The organism is Staphylococcus delphini (assembly GCF_900636325.1).
Lineage (GTDB): Bacteria > Bacillota > Bacilli > Staphylococcales > Staphylococcaceae > Staphylococcus > Staphylococcus delphini.
Window position 1 is genome coordinate 2,344,449 of record NZ_LR134263.1, and the last position, 20,280, is coordinate 2,364,728.

The window sequence follows — 20,280 nt, forward strand, 5'->3', positions numbered from 1 at the left end:
ACGATTCCGCTTTCCCGCACTTTCACTGTCACCTCTACAACTCGAGACCGATTCCTCTTTAAACGACAGTGAAACATTTGAAACCATCGACATTAACGGTTATGCTATATATCTCATAGAAGGAGGTATCACGATGAATGCCCGATACATTGCACGTATCACCTATGTGGTATTAATTCTTATTTCAATACTTATTCCCAATCAATTAATGTTTTTAACACTCAATGTATCTTTAGCTTATATTCCATTAGAATTGGCCTATTTAATCAAACTTTTTATACCGAGGCGTGCATTCGAATGGCCGCTTTTTATCATATACTTACTTATTTTTGTATTAATGTTACCGAACACGTTTTACATGGTGACAGATTTAATCCATTTGAATCAATTTACATTTAACTTTTTGGCTGAACTCAATTTATATGAGTGGTTCCATTTCACATTGCTCATCTCATCAGTCATCTTCGCACTTTATTGTTATGTATTAATTGTGATGGAAATTTATCATCTCATTCAAGTCACTGTATTACGTATCGTGGCTTTGTTTGGCATGATGGTTTTGAATGGACTCGGCATTTATGTAGGTCGCTTTTTACGTTTTCATAGCGTGCATATTATTAATCATCCATTTTCCGTCATCGTCTCAACATTGAAAGCACTGAATCTTGAGGCACTTATTTTCATTTCATTTATCATATTAATTCAGGCGTTACTATTTTTATTTGTGAAAGGAGTTCGAAGCCGTACATGATTTCAACCATTATATTTATCAGTGCGATACCGGTTTTTCAACTTCTGATCACCCTATTTTACTATCAAATCGGCTGGCGCAAATGGTGGCCCCTCGTCATGCTGTTACTACCTATGGGCATTGCAGTATTTGGAATTCAAATGTTGTATTACGAACGACATTTTCCAAACTGGCAACTTCCCTTTAAAGTGAAATTATTGCTAAAATACAGTTATATACTTACATGTCTTCAATTTGTAAGCTTATATTTATTGCTGTTTGGCATTTAATGAATATAGAAGCAAAGTACCTAGGAGGAAAATGATGCATATGTCTTCAAAGCAAGTCGCCTGGCGTGATTTATGGGCGATAGTCATCTATTTTTTAGCACAAATCATTCTGGGCAATGTGTTCAGCCTATTCTTAATCCCATCAACACATATACCGGTCGCAATGGCACTATTAATTATCGGTATACTCACGTCCATCTTTGTCATCATTTATTTGGCATGGTCGCATCGTCACGGCTTAAAAACTAAGATAACCGTCGCACTTTCGCAAAGTAAAAAGCATATTAAGCTAATGATCAGTGCGTATGTGTTCTATATGATTGCGAATATGATTTTCACTTATGTATTACAGTTGTTACCTGAACAATGGCAATTTAAAGAAACAGGCAACCAAGAAGCACTCATGACCTTTTTCCATCAACCGGCTTGGTTACCACTCGTATTTTTAAGTTTAGCCATTTTGACACCGATTACTGAAGAATTGCTTTTCCGTCATATCATTATTGGCGAGCTCGGTAAAAAATGGGGTGTCATGTTAACAGGTCTGATTTCGATCGTTATTTTTGCGAGTTTACATATGTTTGCCGCACATCATCCACTGGAAGCGGTACCGTATCTTTTTCTAGCAACGATGTTCGTCGTCGCTTACATTAAAAGTGGTTGTAACATTGCTGTGTCTATTTTCTTGCATATGTTTAATAATACACTTGCTTTTATCGGCGTCCTTTTCCAAATTTTTTCATAATGCTAAAACCCCACGTCCCATCAAACGACGCGGGGTTTATTTATATATATGAAATTGAACGCATGAACCGTCACGGCCCGATTCAGTGTGGGTCGAGTAAAGGGATGCACAGTTCAATAATCAACTGGTTTTATAAACTTTTTAGCGCTGCCTTTACACCTTCAACCGCTTCAGCTGAACGTTTCAACTGCGCTTTTTCTTCATCCGTTAACTCTAATTCAATGATACGTTCGACACCATTTGCACCTAATACAGTTGGTACGCCGATATAAATATCATTCAGCTGGTACTCCCCTTGGCAATAAGCAATCGTTGGTAATACACGCTTTTGATCTTCTAAAATCGCAATCAACATTTCATACACTGCCGCTGCAGGTGCATAATAAGCTGAACCCGTGCCTAACAGTTGGACAATTTCTGCGCCACCTTTACGTGTTCTTTCAACAATTTCTTCCATTTTTTCTGGCGGTAACAGTTCATTAAGAGGCACACCATTCACTTGGCTATGACGCACTAACGGCACCATCGTATCCCCGTGACCGCCCAACACCAATCCTGTCACATCATTCACCGCAACATCTAAAGCTTCCGCCACAAATGTATTAAATCTCGCCGTATCTAACACGCCTGATTGTCCAATGACACGTTCACTCGGAAAACCTGATGTACGATAAACGGTATACGTCATCGCATCAACTGGATTCGTTAAGACGATAATTGTACAGTTAGGTGAATATTGCACAATTTTCTTCGTCACTTCGACCATGACTTGTTCATTCGTTTGGACTAAATCATCACGGCTCATACCAGGTTGACGTGGGACCCCTGCAGTGATAACAACGACATCCGAATCTTTCGTATCCGCATAGTCGACAGTGGAATTCACATGCACATTAAAGCCCAAAATAGACCCACTTTGTTGCATGTCTAATGTTTTCCCTTTCATCACTGACGCGTTCTTTTCACGGTCAACAATCAACACATCCGCATTACCATGAGAAGCAACAATAAATGCAAGTGTTGCGCCTGTGTGACCTGATCCAATAATTGAAACTTTTTTTCGTCTCATATTCCAAAACCCCCTTGTCTTTCATCACTTTTATTATATCATTGCATTTTTATAAATGTATAACACCATTCACATTTTTACATGTAATCTTTGTGACAAATGCTAATGAATCGTTATAGAAGATGACACAAGGGGATGGGTTTATGACTTACTTATAAACGCTTTGTAATATTAAAAATAACTTTTAAATCATGATGGATATTCGTATAAGGATTTTGCTTAATGAGGTATGGGCTATTTTTGTTTCGTCACATTAATATTCCCTTGATTTAACTTAAGCGCATTTTTCATTGCGCACTCCACATTATCCTCGAACATTTCTTGAATTTGGTTAAAATTTTCATTCTTGTAATTTTTCCACTTTTCAACTTGGCAATACGTTTCCAATTTCTTATTAAGCTGTTCGGCGCTTAAACTTCTATCTTTTTCTACAGATTCTAGGTGTAGTAATAACCATAATTCAAAACATTGATTCGTATTGTAAAATAAATAATAGTTGTTTTTCCTAATTTCTGAAATAGCCTGGGAAATATCTTCAGTAGATTGATTGTCATTGTCAAAAACGATAACGACTACATCACTTTTCTCTACTTTCTCTTTATTAATCACCTTTTTGACTAATGCTTTATGACTTTGAGAAACCGCTTCAACACTCACACTGATATTCGACTTGCTATGCTTTTTCCTTAACATGTCAAAATAGTGCTTTTCAGTGTAACCCTCACAGTATATTTTAACTTTTTTGTTTGGTGTTTTGCCTTTTTTCTCTCGTCCTCGTCTTTTGTTTTTACTCATTCTCACCACCATCCACATGATGCTTTTTACCAATCAAAGTTGTAAAATCATTTATCGTTACATTAGGAACCGCACCATAGACACCTTCCAAATAACGTTTAAAAATTGTTAAATCTGACCTTTTGCCATAGTCATCATTAAAATCAAATATACTGTACAATTCACTAGCGCCTTCGAAGTCTTTCTTAGCTAAATAAATTTGATCCACACGTAAATCGCAATCTAGTAAAAATAGCTGATGCGAAGTCAAAATAAATTGACTTCTGTTCTCCATTAGATTAAACAGTTTAATCATAATTTTTGAAAGATTTAAGTGTAGAGAATCATCAAATTCATCCATCACAAAAACGCTTCCCCTTTTAGTTTCGTCCAGTATATTCAGTGCCAAAGTAATCAATTTTTTCGTACCTTCAGATTCATGATTAAAAGCAATACGTTGACTTCCTATTCTATCGCCTTCTTGATTATACTTTTTATATACTAAATTCAACTTATAAACATCAGTTTTCAGTTCTGCTTCACTTGTATTCATTACTTCTTCATCTTCGTTATTAATTGCATTTAAAATGTTCAATAACTGTTTAGGTATGTTAAAAGTATCTATAGTTGTATCAATATCAGCCACTTTAATATCACATTTCTGTAAAAATTCTATCAGGTCTCTTTTGCTTTCTTCATTTTCTATAACATGTAGCATTTCTTTAATATCATGATGATCTAAATGCCCGTTAATGAAAACGAGTTGATTGGAGAACCATCGATAGACATTCAAACAATGTGTATCATTCACACTTTGACCAACTTTTAAAAAGAGTCCATTTCTTCTCGTTTTCGTCACTTCATCTTTAACCCATTTAGGCGTAATAATAAATGCTTCTTCATCTCTTTCAAAATATTTATGGTATTTACCATTTTCATAATAAAGTAATGTTTCACGTAAAATAGCCGTCTCTACATATTCAAATTGATATTGATATTGAATTCCGTTTGCTACGATTTCCACACATAACTTTGTACTATTTTTATCTGAATAATCATCTAGTAGAAAAGAGGCTTTAGGAATTCTTTTTGTAGCACTCATATTTTCGCTCAAAATTAATTGTTTCATTAACTTTAATGCACTAATTAAATTAGATTTACCAGAACCATTTGCACCAAACACAATTGCGCTTTTTAATAAATTGATTTTTTCTGTATGACGTGTTTTTTGAACTTCATAAGTATTCTCTTTTAACTTCCTTAGTCTTTTTCCTGTTTCCATACTAAAAACTGTATCATCTCTATAAGAAAGATGGTTTTTGAATTCAAAGTTAATGAGCATCATCTTACCTCCTAACGTATTTTCGTTCTTAAATAATGTGATATGTTTATTATAAGATAAATAATGACAAACTAAAACAGAAATACGTTTCAAACTTTAACAGATTAATTAAAATTAATAAATGCCACACACACCGAAAAAAACACGCCTACATGGACGGACACCATGTAAACGTGCACACATTTCACCTAATGAAATTCAAGTAGCATATAGAGATAAAGCGCAAATGCACCAGCCATCAATGCGGTCATCATCAATAAATACAATGCGGTGCGCCCATATTTGAATAAAAAGGCAATAAACATCGCGATGACATTATACACCATAAAGATACCAAAAATAGTGACGAGCCAAATGATATCCGGTGAAAAGATAAATAGTAATGCAACGATAAAGCCAAAGATGATGTATGGTATCGCGATGACATTACGTTTGAAACGACTGCGCTTAATTTTTTCCTCTTCTGTCATATTTTTCCCTCTCAATTCCTAATAATCACGTTTAATTGTACTAAAGTTTGCTGTACATTGACTCCCATGTGATGTGACAATTTTATGGAATGTCGTAGCCTTGTGCAGCAGTATAAATATCGAACCATTCTTGGTCATGCAATTCAAGTTGGAGTCCATCAATCACTTCGTCAACACGCTCGAGTCGTTCAGTTCCAATAATAGGCATGATATCAGCTGGGTGCTTTTTAAACCATGCCGACACTACCGCAGCAACTGAAGTATGATGTGTTTTCGCAATTCGAGTTAATACTGGAAGGACGCGTGCTGCAACTGGATCATTTTCGTCAAATAAACGTCCGCCTGCAAACGGACCCCAAGCCATTAACTTCACGCCTTCACGATACATATCATCTATGGTGCCGTCATGAAACGCTTCTAAATGATAAGGTGAAATTTCAATTTGATTCACTGCGATATGAAATTTGTCGTCTTTCAAACAACGATTTAATAATTCATACTGTGGACGCTGAAAATTAGATACGCCAAATGACAACAATTTGCCTTCTTTGACTAAATCTTTTAACGCATCGGTAATTTCACACGGTTTCATGAGTGGCGATGGACGATGAATCAACAAACTATCCAAACACTCTACTTGAAATGACTTTAATGAACGCTCAACTGCACGTTTAATATGCTGTTTACTTAAGTCATAACGATGGTCAGTTTGCTCTGGGTAAATTTGATTCGGCAGGACAATCCCACACTTCGTTACGATTTGAATTTTATCGCGCAGTTCAGGTGACAACGCCAATGCATCTCCAAACATTTTTTCCACAGTGTAATGTCCGTATATATCCGCATGGTCCATCGTTGTCACACCACGCTCAACAAGTTCATGGATGAAACGATTCATAGCTTGTGTCGATTTCTGCCATTGATGCGCTCGAAAAAAGCCTTGTATGACTCTAGAATATTTCACATGTTGATTGATAGTGATTTGATCCATTTAAACACCCCTTGAATAATCCAGAATTAAGTAAATTGTAACATATCTAATTGATTTCTTAACATGGCCTTATCTAATTGTTCGCCTATGATGACAATAGAAGTTGGGAGTGTCAGGTGACCTACACTTTCAATAGCGGGCAACCCTTCTGAATATTGAATTAAGAAGATCTCGTCTGGTTGTTCGCGCAAACGGATATAGCCTTTTAGTCGCAATACATTGTCAGGTAGCCTTAAAATGAATTGTACAAGTGCTTCCTGAGAGACGGCACTATTGAAGTGATATTGTAAACTCGTATAATGTGCATGAGTATGACTATGAACCCCGGTCACATCGACATTTTGTGCATTTGCACCTTTTTCAATTACTTTCAATGTTTCACCATATTGCGTGAGAACGATACGACTTTTAGGTGATAGCGCCTTAATCTCTTTAATCACCATTTGAAGTTGTGCGTCATTGTCTACTAAATCCACTTTATTAACCAGTATCGTTTGACTCGCACGAACTTGATCTTCCATTAAAGCTTTCGTTTGTGCAGTATTGTCATGTCGTTTCATAAATCTGACGCTATCAACTAAGCCTATTGTTTCTATTGATGAAAATGCATCTACTAATAAAGGGTCTTGACAGGCAACCAAAATATCAATCGGATTTGCAACACCCGTCGCTTCTACAATGATATAATTAACTTCTGCATCACGTGTTAATTGGTACAAATGCGCAATTAAATCGTGTTGAATATCGCAGCAAATACACCCTTGTAATGCTGATTGTTGTACATGATATTGACTCAAAAGATGACTGTCTACATCAAAATCACCAAATTCATTTACAATGAGTGCAACTTTCTCATCTTTTTTTAATATTTGCGTCATATAATGATTTAAGAATGTGGTTTTGCCACTTCCGAGAAATCCATGTATCAATATGAGTGATGTTTGTTTTTTAAACATAAATTTAACCCTTTCTCTCAAAAAAATCTACAAATCTGTTATAATATATGTATATGTCTGACTTTAAACTTGATAAAGTACGCTTTATCTTCTAAAATTACTGCATGCTATATTTTAAGGATAGCATAGATTTAAGTGAGAACGGCTTAAATCACTCGATTATGGACGGATTCCCATTCGTGATAGAAAAAGAGAAAACGGATAGAATGTCTGGAGGAGAACTAATTATGTCTGACCATTTAAACTTAAAAGAGCAAGTATGTTTTAGTTTGTATAACGCACAAAGACAAGTTAACCGCTATTATTCAAACAAGATTTTCAAAAAATATAAGCTCACGTATCCGCAATTTTTAGTTTTAGAGATTTTATGGGACCAATCCCCTGTAAATGTGAAAAAAGTTGTAACAGACTTAGCCCTTGATACAGGGACCGTATCACCTTTATTAAAACGTATGGAACAAATTGATTTGATTAAAAGAGAACGTTCTGAAATCGACCAACGCGAAGTATTTGTTCATTTAACTGAGAAAAGTAAAGCAATGGAACCAGAATTAGCAAATGCATCTCAACTAGTTGCAGAAGCTTCATCTTTAACACCTGACGAAGTAAACGAACTAACTCGATTATTAGAAAAAGTGATTACAGCTTTTGATGAAAGTAAGTAAACGACTGTAATCAGTCACTACTTCTAAGTCATAAGCAGCGTTTTCGTATTGATATAGATAGACTTGTTTTAGGGGACAATATCAATTTTAACACGATGAAAATATTGGGGCTCGTGTGATTGATATTTAAATCTATAACGTTATTGATGTTATGACACTATATTGAGAGCATACCATTTTTTGTTTAACTGATACAACCTTAGTTTATCTATACATACATAATCATCATTTAAAAGCGCTTGAATGCCCTCCAACGACATTCTGAGCGCTTTTTTTACACCTCTCATAGCCGATATAACCAGTCGTTTCTTTTTTCATCAAACCTGCTGTCGTTATTCCACAATAGCTTATTCATTTTTTATACCGTTAGTAATACCTAACCTATCCATGAACTTTTTCAGCTAAAAATTGCTCCGGTGTCATCTCTCCAATCATCTTTCCTTCTTCCATCTGTATGATTCTATCAAACTGTGTTAAATATTGTACATCATGTGTTGCAACGACCAATGTTTCAGCTTGTTGATGGATTTGCTGCATCACATGTTTTGTATTTTCTATATCTAGCGCGGTTGTTGGTTCGTCAAGTAGCCAAATCGGAGCTTCTCGCAACATGAGACGCGCAATTGCTAATCGCTGAAATTCTCCGCCTGACAATGTATTTCGATTAAATGTCACCGGTCGATCTAACACAATATGTTGCAAGCGTAATTGATTGAGCACAGTCCGACATTGAGCTGTTGAAGCATCAGTCAATAAATTTTCATAAACTGTACCGTCATAAAAATGTGGCTGTTGCAACATCGTATTTAACTGTTGATAGTAATGTGTCATATCTAAATCGTTTAGCGCATGGTCACCTATTAAAATTTGGCCTTCACTTGGTGTATAGAGTCCCATTAACAATTGTAATAACGTCGATTTACCCGAACCAGATCCCCCTACAATGGCGACATGTTCACCTTTACGGATGTGTAGATTTAAATGTTGCACACTTGGACGCTGTTGATGTTGGTAGCATAACGTGACATCTTTCAATGTTAACAGTGGCGCACCATGAGACATTTGATGAACGTCTACCTGCTCTTTTCCAATCGCATTTTTACGATGCCCCATCACTTCTGATAAGTTTTGTTGTGCTAGATCCGTCTCACTTTTATAATCAGCGACTTGACTCATCGGCACAGCTTGTTCTAATAATGTCAAAATCATTAAAATAATGCTCGTTACATAGACAACATCGACTTGTTGTTGTTCGACCATCACTACCACGAGCACGATACTACCGAGTAATGCTGCCATACTGATTAAATGACGTATATAATCGTAAACGAGGTGACTCCGTTGTGTCAGGTGTTCTGCTTGGCTGAATGCCGTTTCGGAAGCCATAAGTTGTGCATTATATTTCTCATCACTCTTAAATCGTTTTAACTCATCACGACCTAAAATGTAGTCAAAATACGCATGCATCCAACGCTCCCCTGTTTGATTCACATGTAATCGCACACGTGTCGCTTGTTTAACACGTAATGCAGGTAAAATGAATAAAGCAATTACGATTGTAACGACTAAAACGACGGCATGTACCCATGAAAAATAGCTTAAAGCCACTGCCGAAATAAGCGTCGTGACCCCAATTACAATAGGTGGATAATAGACGCGCAAATATATATTTTGCAACGTTTCCACTTGTGTCACCATTTTGCCGAGTAAATCACTTGAGCGAAACTTCCGAAAAACATCAGGCACAATCGGAATAAGAGCCCGATAAAGCTGAACCCGCACATCTCTCAACATCGTAAAGGTCGCACGGTGAGAGCGCAGCCGTTCATAATATTTCGCTATGGCACGTATAAACCCAAATAATTTCACCGTTACAATTAAGCCCATTAAGGCATATAACGGCGCACCTAAAGCACTTTGAGTAATCATGTAACCACTTAAAAAGAACATGCCCAGTGCAACAAGGCTTCCAAATACACCGATACAAATGGCCATAACAATATCTTTATCCCCCTTAATATTGATAACTTGTTGGAGTTTCATTTATTCTTCACCTCCATTTTCCGTATGCCTTAACGAAAGTTGAATACGATCATCATCAGACTGAATCGTACCATCTGCTAAATAAATGCGTCGTGTCGCATGCTGGATTGTAGACTGACGGTGTGCAATCGTTAAACGTGTCGTATGTTGGAAATAACGATCTAACGTTTGTTGAATCACTTGTTCCGTCGTACTATCCAATCCTGCGACAGGCTCATCTAAAACGACAAACTCTGGCTCTAACAATAATAATCGCGCGAGCTCTATTCTTCTCATTTCACCGCCAGATAACATTTCGCCACCTTCACCAATCAACGTTTCAATGTCATGTTGAAACCTTTCGACAACGGGCATTAACTGTACCGCTTCCAATGCCGCAGTAATTTTTTCGGCAGGAACATCATTAAATACAGCGACATTTTCTGCAATCGTCGCATTAAAAATATACGGATTTTGAGAAAGATAACCTATTTTCAAATCTTGTCGTTGATACGTGATACGGCCTTCTTGTGGTGACAGTTCACCAATCAACAAACGCACAAATGTGGATTTACCTGCACCACTTGGACCAACTAATGCAATACGGTCGCCTTCAAAAATGTCGAGATGCATATCCGTTAATACATTGGACGTCGTATTGGGATAATGGTATTGAAGGTTACGTACTTGAATGAGTGGTGCTTGATTTTCATCAACATTGATTTCATGACCGGTCACCGCTTCACGTTCTTCTAATGCCGCATGAATCACGTCACTGGCACCTTCACTTTCTTTTCCTGTATGAAAGGCTTGACCTAAGTCTTTAATCGCATTATAAAATTCAGGGGCCATAATCATCGCAATCGCAGCTGTACCAAAATGTATCGATTGAAATACAATCAAGCTTAACCCAACCTCTAAAGCGACTAAACCAATTCCTAACATACTAATAAACTCCAACATTAAGCCAGATAAAAATGCACTTTTTAATATCGTCATCGTCTTATCACGAAATTGTGTACTTTCTTCACTAATCGTTTCCACTGCTTGTTCGGAACGGTTAAACAGTTTTAAAGTGACTAACCCTTTCGTCAAACTTAAGAAACGTTGACCAAATTGATTTAAAAATGTCATTTGATCTTTGGCATCATCACGTGTTTTCAGACCAAAAACAATATAAAAAATAGGAATAAATGGTGCCGTAACGAGCATAATTAAAGCTGTGGGTATATGCACAAAAAGCATCGTTACAATAATAGCAAGAGGGATAAATGTCGACTTGAACACTTGAGGTAAATAATTGCGATAAAACGGCAACATTTCAGACAAGGTTTCCGTCGCCATCGTCAGTCTTTCACCAACAGCTTGTCGCGACACTTGCTGTAATAAGCGTCCTCGAATCGTCTGTCGAACACGATGTGCCAGTTGCTCCCCTAGCCATCCATTCACAAAATCTAAAGTTGCACGTAATATAAGTGTCAACGCTAAAAACCCAATCATGACAGACCATGCTGTAGGTTGGTGCGTGAGAATGCGTTCTAATATAATACCAATCGTTACATTTTGAGCAACGACTGATAGCGCAAGACCGATACAAACGATAGCCATAAATATGGGCAAGCTATAAAATTGTTTCGCCCATTGATGTAGTTGTTTCATCTTTCATTTTCGCCTCCATTTGTATGTGTCATTTCTCCATTTTACATGGTCGCCCAATCCCTTTCACGTGAAAAAATTCGACTATTTTTTGTCTAAAATCTTTCAATTAAAGTTTTACTGGCACCATTTTCAAATTCATACACATGATGCGCTTCCTACTGCTCAAGACGTATATTTCAAAAATTTCATGTTAGGAAAAGACATCTTAAATGCGAATATGCTATCATATGCTATGTTATATTAAAATTTACACAAAAATGATTAAAGAGGGTTCTTGTATGTTATTTTTCGAATTAATTAAAGCCATTATTCTTGGTATCGTTGAAGGGATGACTGAGTTCGCTCCTGTTTCTTCAACAGGACATATGATTTTAGTCGATGATATGTGGTTGAAATCGACTGAGTTTTTAGGACCAGAATCTGCTTTCACCTTTAAAATTGTAATCCAACTCGGTTCAATTTTTGCTGCGGCATGGATTTTTCGTCACAAGTATTTCGAAATGTTACATATCGGTAAATATGCACCCACACAACAGCCAGGCCGTCGTTCAAAACCACGTCGTTTAAATCTCTTACACATTATTATTGGGATGATTCCAGCAGGGGTACTCGGTCTATTATTCGACGATTTGATTGAAAAATATTTATTTAGCGTACCCACTGTGCTCATCGGTTTATTCCTTGGTGCGATTTATATGATTATTGCCGATAAATTTAGCCTTAACGTTAAAAATCCAAAAAGCCTTAATGAAATCACTTATTTTCAAGCTTTTGTCATTGGTCTTTCTCAAGCCGTTGCAATGTGGCCAGGATTTTCACGTTCCGGGTCAACCATTTCAACAGGGGTATTAATGAAGTTAGACCACAAATCTGCTTCTGACTTCACATTCATTATGGCGGTGCCTGTCATGTTAGCAGCAAGTGGTTTATCGATTATTAAACATTTAGATTATATCGAATTGGCACATATTCCATTCTACATTTTAGGTTTCTTAGCGGCTTTCACATTCGGTTTTATTTCAATCAAACTGTTCTTGAAATTAATTCAAAACGTTAAATTATTACCATTTGCGATTTACCGAATCGTACTTGTCGTCGTGATTGCTGTCGTTTATTTCGGTATTATTAAATAATTGAAGATGCATCAAAATATGAGGAAGGGGTTGAGACCATTGCGTGTCTAGCCCCACTTTTTTTACCCTTTCAATACTGCCACCGAGTTGAACACTACACACATGAATGCTTCCGTCATTTGCATGAGGACTCATAGTGAAAAAGTCATGTCGACATCGGCATCACACTTGCGTGCACCTATCCCCGATTTTAGAAATTCCAAGAAAATGAGTTCACTTTTTAAATTTTCGTCAAAACAATGTACAATATTATTACAACACGAAATACGTTTAACTTATCGATTTTTGATGTGTGCCATAGTGTAACGTCACCATTTAGCGTTTATCGATACGGCTGAAAGGGTAAAAAATCATAAGTATACTCATAATTGGAGGCAACGTTCATGAATAAAACAATAAAAATGATAGTCAATGTTTTACCTGTATTTCTCGTACCACTCATCTTAGAACGCAAAAAATTTAAAGCACATCCCGATGTCCAAAAAGTGACACAAACAACAGTGAATACTTCGAAAACTGTGGCACATAAAACAGGTCAAGTTGCGAATTCTGTGAAAGACTCTGTTGTTTCAGGATCAAGCCATTTAAAAAGCACTATTCAAACTAAAAAACGTCGTCATGACTACAATAAAGTGATGAAAAAAGAAGCTGAAATCCAACGTTATAATCGTCCTGAAAATGTGCGTGCACGTGGAAAAGAAATTGCTAAAGAAAACCGCAAAGAAATTGACAAGTTAGCGAAAAACTTAGAAAAGCACATTGCAGAACGTCACAAAGACGAAGATAAAGCATTTGATCAACGTCAAAAGCAAATGATTAAAACAATGAAAAAAATGCAAAAGTATGAAGAAAAAGTTGGGCATACACCAGGACAGCACGATGCTAAAACTGAGAAACGTGCTGAAAAAATTGAAAAGCGCAACAAAAAAGAAGTCGACAAAATGAACAAAAATTTAAAAAAGCACCTAAAAGAACGTCATAAGAAAGAAGAAAAAGCTGCTAAAGCACGTGAAAAAGCATTAAAGAAAAATATGAAAGACATGAAAAAGCACGAAGAAAAGGCCGAACATGCGACAGATGTAGTACCTACTAATCGTTCAGCAAATCATGACAACACGGTTCAATCCAATGACCAACAAGAAAAACAACGTATTACGACGTTATCTGAACTCCAAACGACGCAAAGTCATACTGGCGAAGGTCAACCGACATCAAGTGCGCCAGGTCAAGTCGAAACAACTTCAGACAACGCACCTTTATACGAACAACATTATCAAAATATGGAGCGCCAAGTGCAAGACAGCGACACATTAAGACAAATCCAACAGTTAAATGACACCTCTAAAAAATCCATGAAGAAACAAGGACGATAAATGCGCATTTTGATAGATGGCGATGCTTGTCCAGTCGTCGATTCCATCGTTCGAATCACGGCTGAGACAGGCATTTTTGTATATTTATTTCGCAGTTATAGTCATTTTACTGTTCAAGATTTTCCTTCGCATGTAAAAGTCAAATATATCGATGGCGGACGTGACGCTGTGGATTTTATGTTACTCCAACATGCAAAACCGAATGATATTGTTGTCACTCAAGACTATGGATTAGCCAGTTTAGCGTTAGAAAAAGTCAAACATGTCCTGCATCACAACGGCCACATTTATACACCCGAAAATATTGATCGTCTGCTTGCCCAACGATACTATCATCAGCAAGCGCGTCGAAAAACAAAACGTCATCATAAAGGGCCACCTGCTTTCGATCAAAAGCAACGACTCAATTTTGAAACATCTTTTCGCCGCTGTATCCAATCTCCATAGCCGTGCATGTGTCTTAACATTTCTTGTTTTGCTACACATGCACTTCTTTTTGTTTTAGACTATAACTAAAGATGGATTAAACAAGGAGCGATGAAAATGATTCAACGTATAGCAGTTTATTGTGGCGCAAGTAAAGGATTTGATGAGACCTATGTCAAAGAAGCCTATGCTTTAGGTCAATACTTTGCAGAACAAGGGATTGAGCTTGTTTTCGGTGCGGGATCTGTGGGCATTATGGGCGCAATACAAGATGGCGTATTAGATCATGGCGGTCATGCAATAGGTGTGATGCCTCGCTTATTAGACGAACGTGAAATTACGAGTCAAAAAGTATCTGAGCTGATTTTAGTTGATTCCATGCATGAACGTAAACAAAAAATGGCAGACCTCGCCGATGCATTTGTCATTGCTCCAGGTGGTGCCGGTTCCCTTGAAGAGTTTTTCGAAGTTTATAGTTGGGCACAAATTGGTTTACATCAAAAACCTATTGGTATTTTTAATATTAAACAATTTTACAAACCTTTAGAAGCATTGATTGCACATATGATTCATGAAGGCTTTATTGATCAAAAGTATGAAAAGCTTGCAGGTGTGTATGAAACGCCTCAAGCATTGTTGGAAGGCCTTCAAAATGCCAAGCCGATTTCAACACGTACATACGATTAAGCATGGCTGTTTTTTGCACCATAGCAAAATTGCAACAGACGCGTTTCAAGTGAGCTTCATACGTGTCTGTTTGCACAAGCTTTATTTTCTACCCCCAACTTGCCACTATCCCACTTTTCATTCCGACTACACCTCGATTTAATCTGTTACTTCTATACACGTACCATCTCCTATTTTTACTTCTAACTTCTTGAAAAAAACATAAAAAAAAGAGGCCGACATAGCCTCACAACTTTTGATATACGAGTACACTTCATGCTGAGAATCCTGAAAAGTAGTGTTTGCTTATGCTTCCTTCAACTGCTTTCTATAACGTACTTGTGGCCTCAGTACATGATATTCACTCAATCCCGGCTTCTCGAAATCATCATAATGTGTCATACCAATCTTTTCCATCACACGAATCGATGCATGATTCACTTTTGCTGCCATCGCGTACACTTCACTTACGCCGCGTTCAGCTACATAATCGAGCACCGCTTCTGCCCCTTCTGTCGCAATTCCATTATCCCAAACTTCAGGAGACAATCGCCAACCGATTTCATAAAATGGGAGCTCTTCAAAAGGATAATCTACCGCTTGTGGAATATAATTCACCCCTATAAACCCTATCCACTCTTTCGTTGCCTTTAACTCTACAGCAAACAATCCGATTTGATGCTGCTTTAAATAAGATTTCATCGCTTCAAAGTCCAATGCTGTTTTTTGATAACTTAATAAACTTGGGAAAAACTGGCGGACTTGACGATTTGCGTTCAATTGTTGAAATGGTTGCAAATCTTCATCTTGCCAGTCTCTTAATTTCAATCGATTTGTCTCTATATAAACTGTCATTGTGCCTCCCCCATTTAACCGTGTATCCAAAGAAAGAAGCGGGTCAGAAATCGCATGTACGCCTTGTGATTTCAGCTTCCCGCCTCAGTTATACATTTGATTTCTGAAAGTTTCACTGGGCCCATCTTCAGTCAACATCTGTCATCTTTATCAAACTGCTCAATCAGATGTATCCTGCGCCTTCAGTTGTCGGTGCGATATTCATGTCGTTACACTCTAGAAATATAGCTCAACAGTTGAATCGTCACAGGTACCTCTTTTAATCGTTCTGGTTTTTGTCCTTTTTGCGTTGTAAATACAGCGTCCACAAAATCATTTTTATGGTTCAAACGATATGTCGCGGTATAAGTTTCCCAGTCATGATCAAAATTCGGTTTCAATGCGATAGAACGTTGTAATTCACCTGTGGAATCAATAATAGAATACCCTGTAATATTTTCAAGTTCGCGTCCAAGTTCAATCAGTGAAATGTCGCGCCCTTCTAATAATCTAAATTCTTTTTCGTACATACGATAACCCTCTTTTCTCTCCGTAATATATGTGTTTTTAATACCCTATCCCTCTCAACATCAAACGCGATTCATTGCGGGTTGTGTCAATAGCGCAAAATATCAAAATGACGTTAAGTGAATCACTCAAATTAACTTTTCTCTTGCGTATCAGATGTTTCTGTTGATTTAGCATCTTTTTTAGATTCTGTTGATTTCTTGCTGTCTTTACTACTCGTTTTTTTCTTATCTTCTGAAGTTTTCGCTTTATCAATAGAATGTTCAAGATCTTTAATTTGATTATCTAATTTTTCACTTTGATCTTTTAACTTTTTATTTTCTTCTTGTAATTCTTTTTGCTCGTCTTCTAACGATTTAATTTCATTTTGTAGTTTTTCTTTTTCACTATTGCCACACCCTGATAACAATACGACTGTTCCCAGAAGTGCGATAAGTTGTTTCTTCATTGTTATTTCTCTCCATTTAGAATGACTTACACTTTATTTTATCACGGTTTAAACAGATTCGCATAATGCTTATGATTCTTCTAATGATTTTGACATAATATATTTTTCCACACGGTATCCTAATGCTTCATTCAGTTGCACCATCGCTTGATTAGATTGTTGTACTGTACCGATGATTTGACGTGCGCCCTTTGATTTGGCCCACTTTTCAATCTGTTGTTTCAATTCAGTCGCATACCCTTGTTGTCGATGTTCAGGAACAACATATAATGATTCAATGGTCACTTGCGCATTTGCCGGTTCATAATGGGCCCATGCATAACCTTTCATATGTTTCTCTCTGTTTGTCACGATGCCTAGCCAGTCTCCTGCATAACGCAATCGATGTGCAATCATGTCTTCATAAAGTGCGATTTCCATTTGTGTGCCTTGCGTTCGCATTAAAGTATCTGATTGTAACAGTTTGACGTGCTGCACTGCTACACGATGAATATAATCGCTATCTTCATATGTAAGTATAATCATGACCCGCTCCTTTCATTTAGGATTGATTTATCTCATGAATATCGTCATAATAAGTACAGTTCACTATGATTTAAATTAGAGGAGGTGCTTGACCGATGAAAACGACAAATGAACTGATGAAAGAAAATAATGTTAAATCGTTACGGCTGAACAATACGGATCGTCAAATCTTTGAAAGTTACATGACCTATGTTCGAGCGGATATGCGCGTCAATGCACATGACTCCGAAAAAGTGCTACAGCGTATTTTAGACCATTTACTCAAAGCTGAAAACAAAGGCTTGCATGCGATGGAATTTTTTGATCATCATCCTAAAAAACACGCCATTCAAACGATTAAAGAGATGCCTAACCATACGTTTAAAAATATTTGTCATTATATTTTACAACATATCGTCTTTTTGTTGGGCGTATTCTGCTTCTTAAAAGGGTTTTTAGGATTTTTCATTAATGACACACGTGTCTTTTTATACACTTTTCCGCTCACTTTTGTTGCGGGAATCTTCGTTACTTTTTTATTCATTTGGTCTTGTTTTAAAATGATACAACTTCAAGCTTTTGACTATTCACGTCTCGCTTGGTTAGTCGGCTATGTCGTACTGATCGCCCTGATTTTATTAATTTTTATTATTTTCTTTTTCCCACAAAACTTTTTACAATTCGGCCCGTATATCCATATTAGTAATTGGGCATTTATTATCGCATCGTTTATTATCGTTCCACTGGGCATGTTGAAATATAAAAACGACGACCACGCTAAAAGTGCATCTTGGCGATAAATTTCAACTTGCTGCATTCCATAAAAAAGTCAGGTCGATGCATGGCGTGATTTACCATTCATTCACCTGACTGTTTTTATGATCTTAGTTAATCCATAATGCATCAATGAAAAACCAAACGATCATGACAAACATGAGTACCGCTTGCATCACGGCGCTAGAGAAAAATGCGACTAGCGACCCGAAACTTGCTTTGACGGCTTGTATGAAATTTTGAGACTGCATCATTTCAACAATAATGACAGCGATAAATGGCACAATAATCACACCGAATGGCGGCAGCACAAATGCCCCGACGAGTACACCGATTAAAGCGGCCCACTCCCCTTTTTTCGTACCCCCAAACCGATTCACAAAATAACGGTTGAGCCATAAGTCAGATATGAAAATAAAAATCGTGAGTACAATCATCGCAGTCCAAAAAATCCATGACAACGTGGCACCATTAATGCCGAATTGATAAATCAAAAAGCCCACCCACAATACGGGAATAGCTGGAATCACCGGCTTGATTAAACCGATAAATGCCAATACGAATGCCGCTAAAATGAGCACCCATAAAATTACGTCTGACATTGTTATACGTCAACTCCTTATTTACACAGTTTGAACTGTTTTTCTACTCTTTTTAGTAAATAAAATTAACACAAAACCACATGCCAATGATAGCGCAGAAACATAAAAGACATTGCCTAAACCGACCCACTGACTCATCGCGCCACCTAATAAATTCCCTAACAATTGACCGATAACCATAGCATTTGCGAACAATGTTGACGCATAGCCGGGGTATTGCGGTAAAACATCTTGGAAATAACTAATACCGATACCAAGTAATACAGCTAAAAATGCCGCGAGTAACACTTGACCAACGAGCATCATGTGGACACTTTCAAATATTCCGATACTACCGAAAAACAGACTACCACAAACTGCCGCTATCGCTAATAACGTTCTTGTTTCTACTTTACTTGCAACCATACCTAAAATAATCATAAACGGCACTTCTAAACCGGCACACAAACTCGCAAGATGGCCGACATATTTTTCTTCTTCATGTAAATATTGCGTTACAAATAAAGGCATATTGAGCGTGTACATCCACTGACCAATGTGTAACAACACAAAAGCAATGAACGGCACAATTAAATAGCGATGCTTCAACATAGACGGTGCATCTTGTTCTGTCGCCACACTGTCACGCACAGGTTTTTTCGCTTTGATGTCCTTAAAAAAGAACACTTGTAGGAGTAGCGTCGTCAAAATAATGGCGACTGTCCCACCAAACAGACCACTGTAGCCCCACGACTGATTTAAAATATTACCGACGAGTGGACCAAATAAAAAGCCAAACGAAAACATGGAACGTAATACAGAATTGGCAAATACCGCGCGACTACTCGATGTAGATTGATTAATAGATTCCCTTGCAGAAGCATAAAGTTGGGGCATAGCCGGAGCGAATAACCCTTGAAAAATGGCATACAAAATAATAAACAGTACAACCGAATGAACAAAAAATGGCAACGTAAAACTGATAGCGCCCATGAATAAACCTGCGATGATAATCACTTTTCGATTGATTACATGCGTATCTGAAAAACGTGCGACAATGCTATTCATCGTAAATTGACTAATTGCCGCTAATGCCAATAACAGCCCAAACTGATTGGTCGTCATCCCCAATTGGTTCGTTGCAAATAGAACAAAAAATGGGACTGTAATCGCAATGCCCATCCCAATTAGCATCATATTCACAATAAATAACTTATAATTTTTAATCGTTAACAATTCACGAAACATGTGTGTTCTCCCTTATATACTTAAAATTGATATAGAATCACATGATGCTATG

Annotated in this window: 22 protein-coding genes; 8 read left to right on the forward strand and 14 right to left on the reverse strand. The window is 37.2% G+C overall.

The window, feature by feature from the left end; all coding sequences use genetic code 11:
- The first annotated feature begins 133 nt into the window (after positions 1–133).
- Together EL101_RS11005 and EL101_RS11015 are read left to right on the forward strand one after the other, a co-directional pair.
- Positions 134–751: a DUF1361 domain-containing protein gene (locus EL101_RS11005; RefSeq protein WP_096596635.1), complete on the forward strand. Its 618-nt coding sequence runs from the start codon at positions 134–136 to the stop codon at positions 749–751.
- Between the two features lie 309 nt (positions 752–1,060).
- Complete coding sequence (locus EL101_RS11015; RefSeq protein ID WP_240622726.1) at positions 1,061–1,765, forward strand: CPBP family intramembrane glutamic endopeptidase; 705 nt, start codon at positions 1,061–1,063, stop codon at positions 1,763–1,765.
- A gap of 130 nt (positions 1,766–1,895) precedes the next feature.
- Here the strand turns inward: EL101_RS11015 and mdh are convergent, their stop codons facing one another.
- The 6 genes from mdh to EL101_RS11045 all read right to left on the reverse strand — a co-directional run bounded on the left by mdh (position 1,896) and on the right by EL101_RS11045 (position 7,367).
- Positions 1,896–2,834 (reverse strand): malate dehydrogenase, encoded by a 939-nt coding sequence (mdh, locus tag EL101_RS11020; protein WP_096596632.1) that lies wholly within the window; start codon positions 2,832–2,834, stop codon positions 1,896–1,898.
- 234 nt (positions 2,835–3,068) lie between these two features.
- Positions 3,069–3,629: an RloB family protein gene (locus EL101_RS11025; RefSeq protein ID WP_164715586.1), complete on the reverse strand. Its 561-nt coding sequence runs from the start codon at positions 3,627–3,629 to the stop codon at positions 3,069–3,071.
- The gene (locus EL101_RS11030) at positions 3,622–4,953 is read right to left on the reverse strand and encodes an AAA family ATPase (protein ID WP_096596630.1); all 1,332 of its coding nucleotides are present in this window, start codon (positions 4,951–4,953) and stop codon (positions 3,622–3,624) included. Before EL101_RS11030 ends, EL101_RS11025 begins: the two co-directional genes overlap by 8 nt.
- Before the next feature lie 185 nt (positions 4,954–5,138).
- Entirely contained in the window at positions 5,139–5,420 is a 282-nt protein-coding gene (locus EL101_RS11035; RefSeq protein ID WP_096555292.1) for a hypothetical protein, read from the reverse strand.
- A gap of 82 nt (positions 5,421–5,502) precedes the next feature.
- Positions 5,503–6,411 (reverse strand): aldo/keto reductase, encoded by a 909-nt coding sequence (locus tag EL101_RS11040; protein WP_019166176.1) that lies wholly within the window; start codon positions 6,409–6,411, stop codon positions 5,503–5,505.
- A gap of 26 nt (positions 6,412–6,437) precedes the next feature.
- The gene (locus EL101_RS11045; RefSeq protein WP_096596629.1) at positions 6,438–7,367 is read right to left on the reverse strand and encodes a CobW family GTP-binding protein; all 930 of its coding nucleotides are present in this window, start codon (positions 7,365–7,367) and stop codon (positions 6,438–6,440) included.
- Positions 7,368–7,594: 227 nt separating this feature from the next.
- Between EL101_RS11045 and mgrA the strand changes: the two genes are divergently transcribed.
- Complete coding sequence (gene mgrA, locus EL101_RS11050; protein ID WP_096596628.1) at positions 7,595–8,032, forward strand: global transcriptional regulator MgrA; 438 nt, start codon at positions 7,595–7,597, stop codon at positions 8,030–8,032.
- Between the two features lie 381 nt (positions 8,033–8,413).
- On the opposite strand, the gene EL101_RS11060 is transcribed toward mgrA, so the two are convergent.
- A complete protein-coding gene (locus EL101_RS11060; RefSeq protein ID WP_096596627.1) occupies positions 8,414–10,075 on the reverse strand; it encodes an amino acid ABC transporter ATP-binding/permease protein in 1,662 nt (553 codons plus the stop codon).
- On the reverse strand, positions 10,076–11,713 hold the full coding sequence (locus EL101_RS11065; RefSeq protein WP_096596626.1) for an ABC transporter ATP-binding protein/permease: 1,638 nt from the start codon (positions 11,711–11,713) through the stop codon (positions 10,076–10,078).
- Between the two features lie 278 nt (positions 11,714–11,991).
- Here EL101_RS11065 and EL101_RS11070 point away from each other — a divergent pair, with 278 nt between their 5' ends.
- The 4 genes from EL101_RS11070 (at position 11,992) to EL101_RS11085 (ending at position 15,332) form a co-directional block, all read left to right on the forward strand.
- Complete coding sequence (locus tag EL101_RS11070; RefSeq protein WP_096596625.1) at positions 11,992–12,846, forward strand: undecaprenyl-diphosphate phosphatase; 855 nt, start codon at positions 11,992–11,994, stop codon at positions 12,844–12,846.
- A 383-nt stretch (positions 12,847–13,229) separates the two neighbouring features.
- The gene (locus tag EL101_RS11075; protein WP_096596624.1) at positions 13,230–14,219 is read left to right on the forward strand and encodes a hypothetical protein; all 990 of its coding nucleotides are present in this window, start codon (positions 13,230–13,232) and stop codon (positions 14,217–14,219) included.
- On the forward strand, positions 14,220–14,666 hold the full coding sequence (locus EL101_RS11080) for a YaiI/YqxD family protein (RefSeq protein ID WP_096596623.1): 447 nt from the start codon (positions 14,220–14,222) through the stop codon (positions 14,664–14,666).
- A 99-nt stretch (positions 14,667–14,765) separates the two neighbouring features.
- Positions 14,766–15,332: an LOG family protein gene (locus tag EL101_RS11085; protein WP_096540474.1), complete on the forward strand. Its 567-nt coding sequence runs from the start codon at positions 14,766–14,768 to the stop codon at positions 15,330–15,332.
- Between the two features lie 285 nt (positions 15,333–15,617).
- Here EL101_RS11085 and EL101_RS11090 read toward each other — a convergent pair whose 3' ends face one another.
- From EL101_RS11090 to EL101_RS11105, 4 genes are all read right to left on the reverse strand, one after another.
- Positions 15,618–16,166 (reverse strand): GNAT family N-acetyltransferase, encoded by a 549-nt coding sequence (locus EL101_RS11090; protein WP_096596622.1) that lies wholly within the window; start codon positions 16,164–16,166, stop codon positions 15,618–15,620.
- A gap of 209 nt (positions 16,167–16,375) precedes the next feature.
- Complete coding sequence (locus tag EL101_RS11095) at positions 16,376–16,675, reverse strand: hypothetical protein (protein ID WP_096596621.1); 300 nt, start codon at positions 16,673–16,675, stop codon at positions 16,376–16,378.
- A gap of 131 nt (positions 16,676–16,806) precedes the next feature.
- Complete coding sequence (locus EL101_RS11100; protein ID WP_096596620.1) at positions 16,807–17,121, reverse strand: SA0632 family lipoprotein; 315 nt, start codon at positions 17,119–17,121, stop codon at positions 16,807–16,809.
- A gap of 69 nt (positions 17,122–17,190) precedes the next feature.
- Complete coding sequence (locus EL101_RS11105; RefSeq protein WP_096596619.1) at positions 17,191–17,646, reverse strand: GNAT family N-acetyltransferase; 456 nt, start codon at positions 17,644–17,646, stop codon at positions 17,191–17,193.
- A 95-nt stretch (positions 17,647–17,741) separates the two neighbouring features.
- Between EL101_RS11105 and EL101_RS11110 the strand changes: the two genes are divergently transcribed.
- The gene (locus EL101_RS11110) at positions 17,742–18,425 is read left to right on the forward strand and encodes a DUF1129 family protein (RefSeq protein ID WP_014614584.1); all 684 of its coding nucleotides are present in this window, start codon (positions 17,742–17,744) and stop codon (positions 18,423–18,425) included.
- Positions 18,426–18,509: 84 nt separating this feature from the next.
- On the opposite strand, the gene EL101_RS11115 is transcribed toward EL101_RS11110, so the two are convergent.
- Both EL101_RS11115 and EL101_RS11120 read right to left on the reverse strand, forming a co-directional pair.
- Positions 18,510–19,001, reverse strand: a complete 492-nt coding sequence (locus EL101_RS11115) for a DUF456 domain-containing protein (protein WP_096596618.1) — start codon at positions 18,999–19,001, stop codon at positions 18,510–18,512.
- 21 nt (positions 19,002–19,022) lie between these two features.
- Positions 19,023–20,228, reverse strand: a complete 1,206-nt coding sequence (locus EL101_RS11120) for a sugar efflux transporter (RefSeq protein ID WP_096596617.1) — start codon at positions 20,226–20,228, stop codon at positions 19,023–19,025.
- Positions 20,229–20,280 lie beyond the last annotated feature (52 nt).

Excerpts from the sequence above, each read along its gene's own strand:
- mgrA (WP_096596628.1), top strand. The coding sequence starts at position 7,595 with ATGTCTGACCATTTAAACTTAAAAGAGCAAGTATGTTTTAGTTTGTAT.
- EL101_RS11105 (WP_096596619.1), bottom strand. The coding sequence starts at position 17,646 with ATGATTATACTTACATATGAAGATAGCGATTATATTCATCGTGTAGCA.
- EL101_RS11080 (WP_096596623.1), top strand. The coding sequence starts at position 14,220 with ATGCGCATTTTGATAGATGGCGATGCTTGTCCAGTCGTCGATTCCATC.
- EL101_RS11045 (WP_096596629.1), bottom strand. The coding sequence starts at position 7,367 with ATGTTTAAAAAACAAACATCACTCATATTGATACATGGATTTCTCGGA.
- EL101_RS11075 (WP_096596624.1), top strand. The coding sequence starts at position 13,230 with ATGAATAAAACAATAAAAATGATAGTCAATGTTTTACCTGTATTTCTC.
- EL101_RS11015 (WP_240622726.1), top strand. The coding sequence starts at position 1,061 with ATGTCTTCAAAGCAAGTCGCCTGGCGTGATTTATGGGCGATAGTCATC.
- EL101_RS11120 (WP_096596617.1), bottom strand. The coding sequence starts at position 20,228 with ATGTTTCGTGAATTGTTAACGATTAAAAATTATAAGTTATTTATTGTG.
- EL101_RS11065 (WP_096596626.1), bottom strand. The coding sequence starts at position 11,713 with ATGAAACAACTACATCAATGGGCGAAACAATTTTATAGCTTGCCCATA.
- EL101_RS11100 (WP_096596620.1), bottom strand. The coding sequence starts at position 17,121 with ATGAAGAAACAACTTATCGCACTTCTGGGAACAGTCGTATTGTTATCA.
- EL101_RS11060 (WP_096596627.1), bottom strand. The coding sequence starts at position 10,075 with ATGAAACTCCAACAAGTTATCAATATTAAGGGGGATAAAGATATTGTT.
- EL101_RS11115 (WP_096596618.1), bottom strand. The coding sequence starts at position 19,001 with ATGTCAGACGTAATTTTATGGGTGCTCATTTTAGCGGCATTCGTATTG.
- EL101_RS11110 (WP_014614584.1), top strand. The coding sequence starts at position 17,742 with ATGAAAACGACAAATGAACTGATGAAAGAAAATAATGTTAAATCGTTA.
- EL101_RS11005 (WP_096596635.1), top strand. The coding sequence starts at position 134 with ATGAATGCCCGATACATTGCACGTATCACCTATGTGGTATTAATTCTT.
- EL101_RS11040 (WP_019166176.1), bottom strand. The coding sequence starts at position 6,411 with ATGGATCAAATCACTATCAATCAACATGTGAAATATTCTAGAGTCATA.
- mdh (WP_096596632.1), bottom strand. The coding sequence starts at position 2,834 with ATGAGACGAAAAAAAGTTTCAATTATTGGATCAGGTCACACAGGCGCA.
- EL101_RS11030 (WP_096596630.1), bottom strand. The coding sequence starts at position 4,953 with ATGATGCTCATTAACTTTGAATTCAAAAACCATCTTTCTTATAGAGAT.
- EL101_RS11090 (WP_096596622.1), bottom strand. The coding sequence starts at position 16,166 with ATGACAGTTTATATAGAGACAAATCGATTGAAATTAAGAGACTGGCAA.
- EL101_RS11035 (WP_096555292.1), bottom strand. The coding sequence starts at position 5,420 with ATGACAGAAGAGGAAAAAATTAAGCGCAGTCGTTTCAAACGTAATGTC.
- EL101_RS11095 (WP_096596621.1), bottom strand. The coding sequence starts at position 16,675 with ATGTACGAAAAAGAATTTAGATTATTAGAAGGGCGCGACATTTCACTG.
- EL101_RS11070 (WP_096596625.1), top strand. The coding sequence starts at position 11,992 with ATGTTATTTTTCGAATTAATTAAAGCCATTATTCTTGGTATCGTTGAA.
- EL101_RS11025 (WP_164715586.1), bottom strand. The coding sequence starts at position 3,629 with ATGAGTAAAAACAAAAGACGAGGACGAGAGAAAAAAGGCAAAACACCA.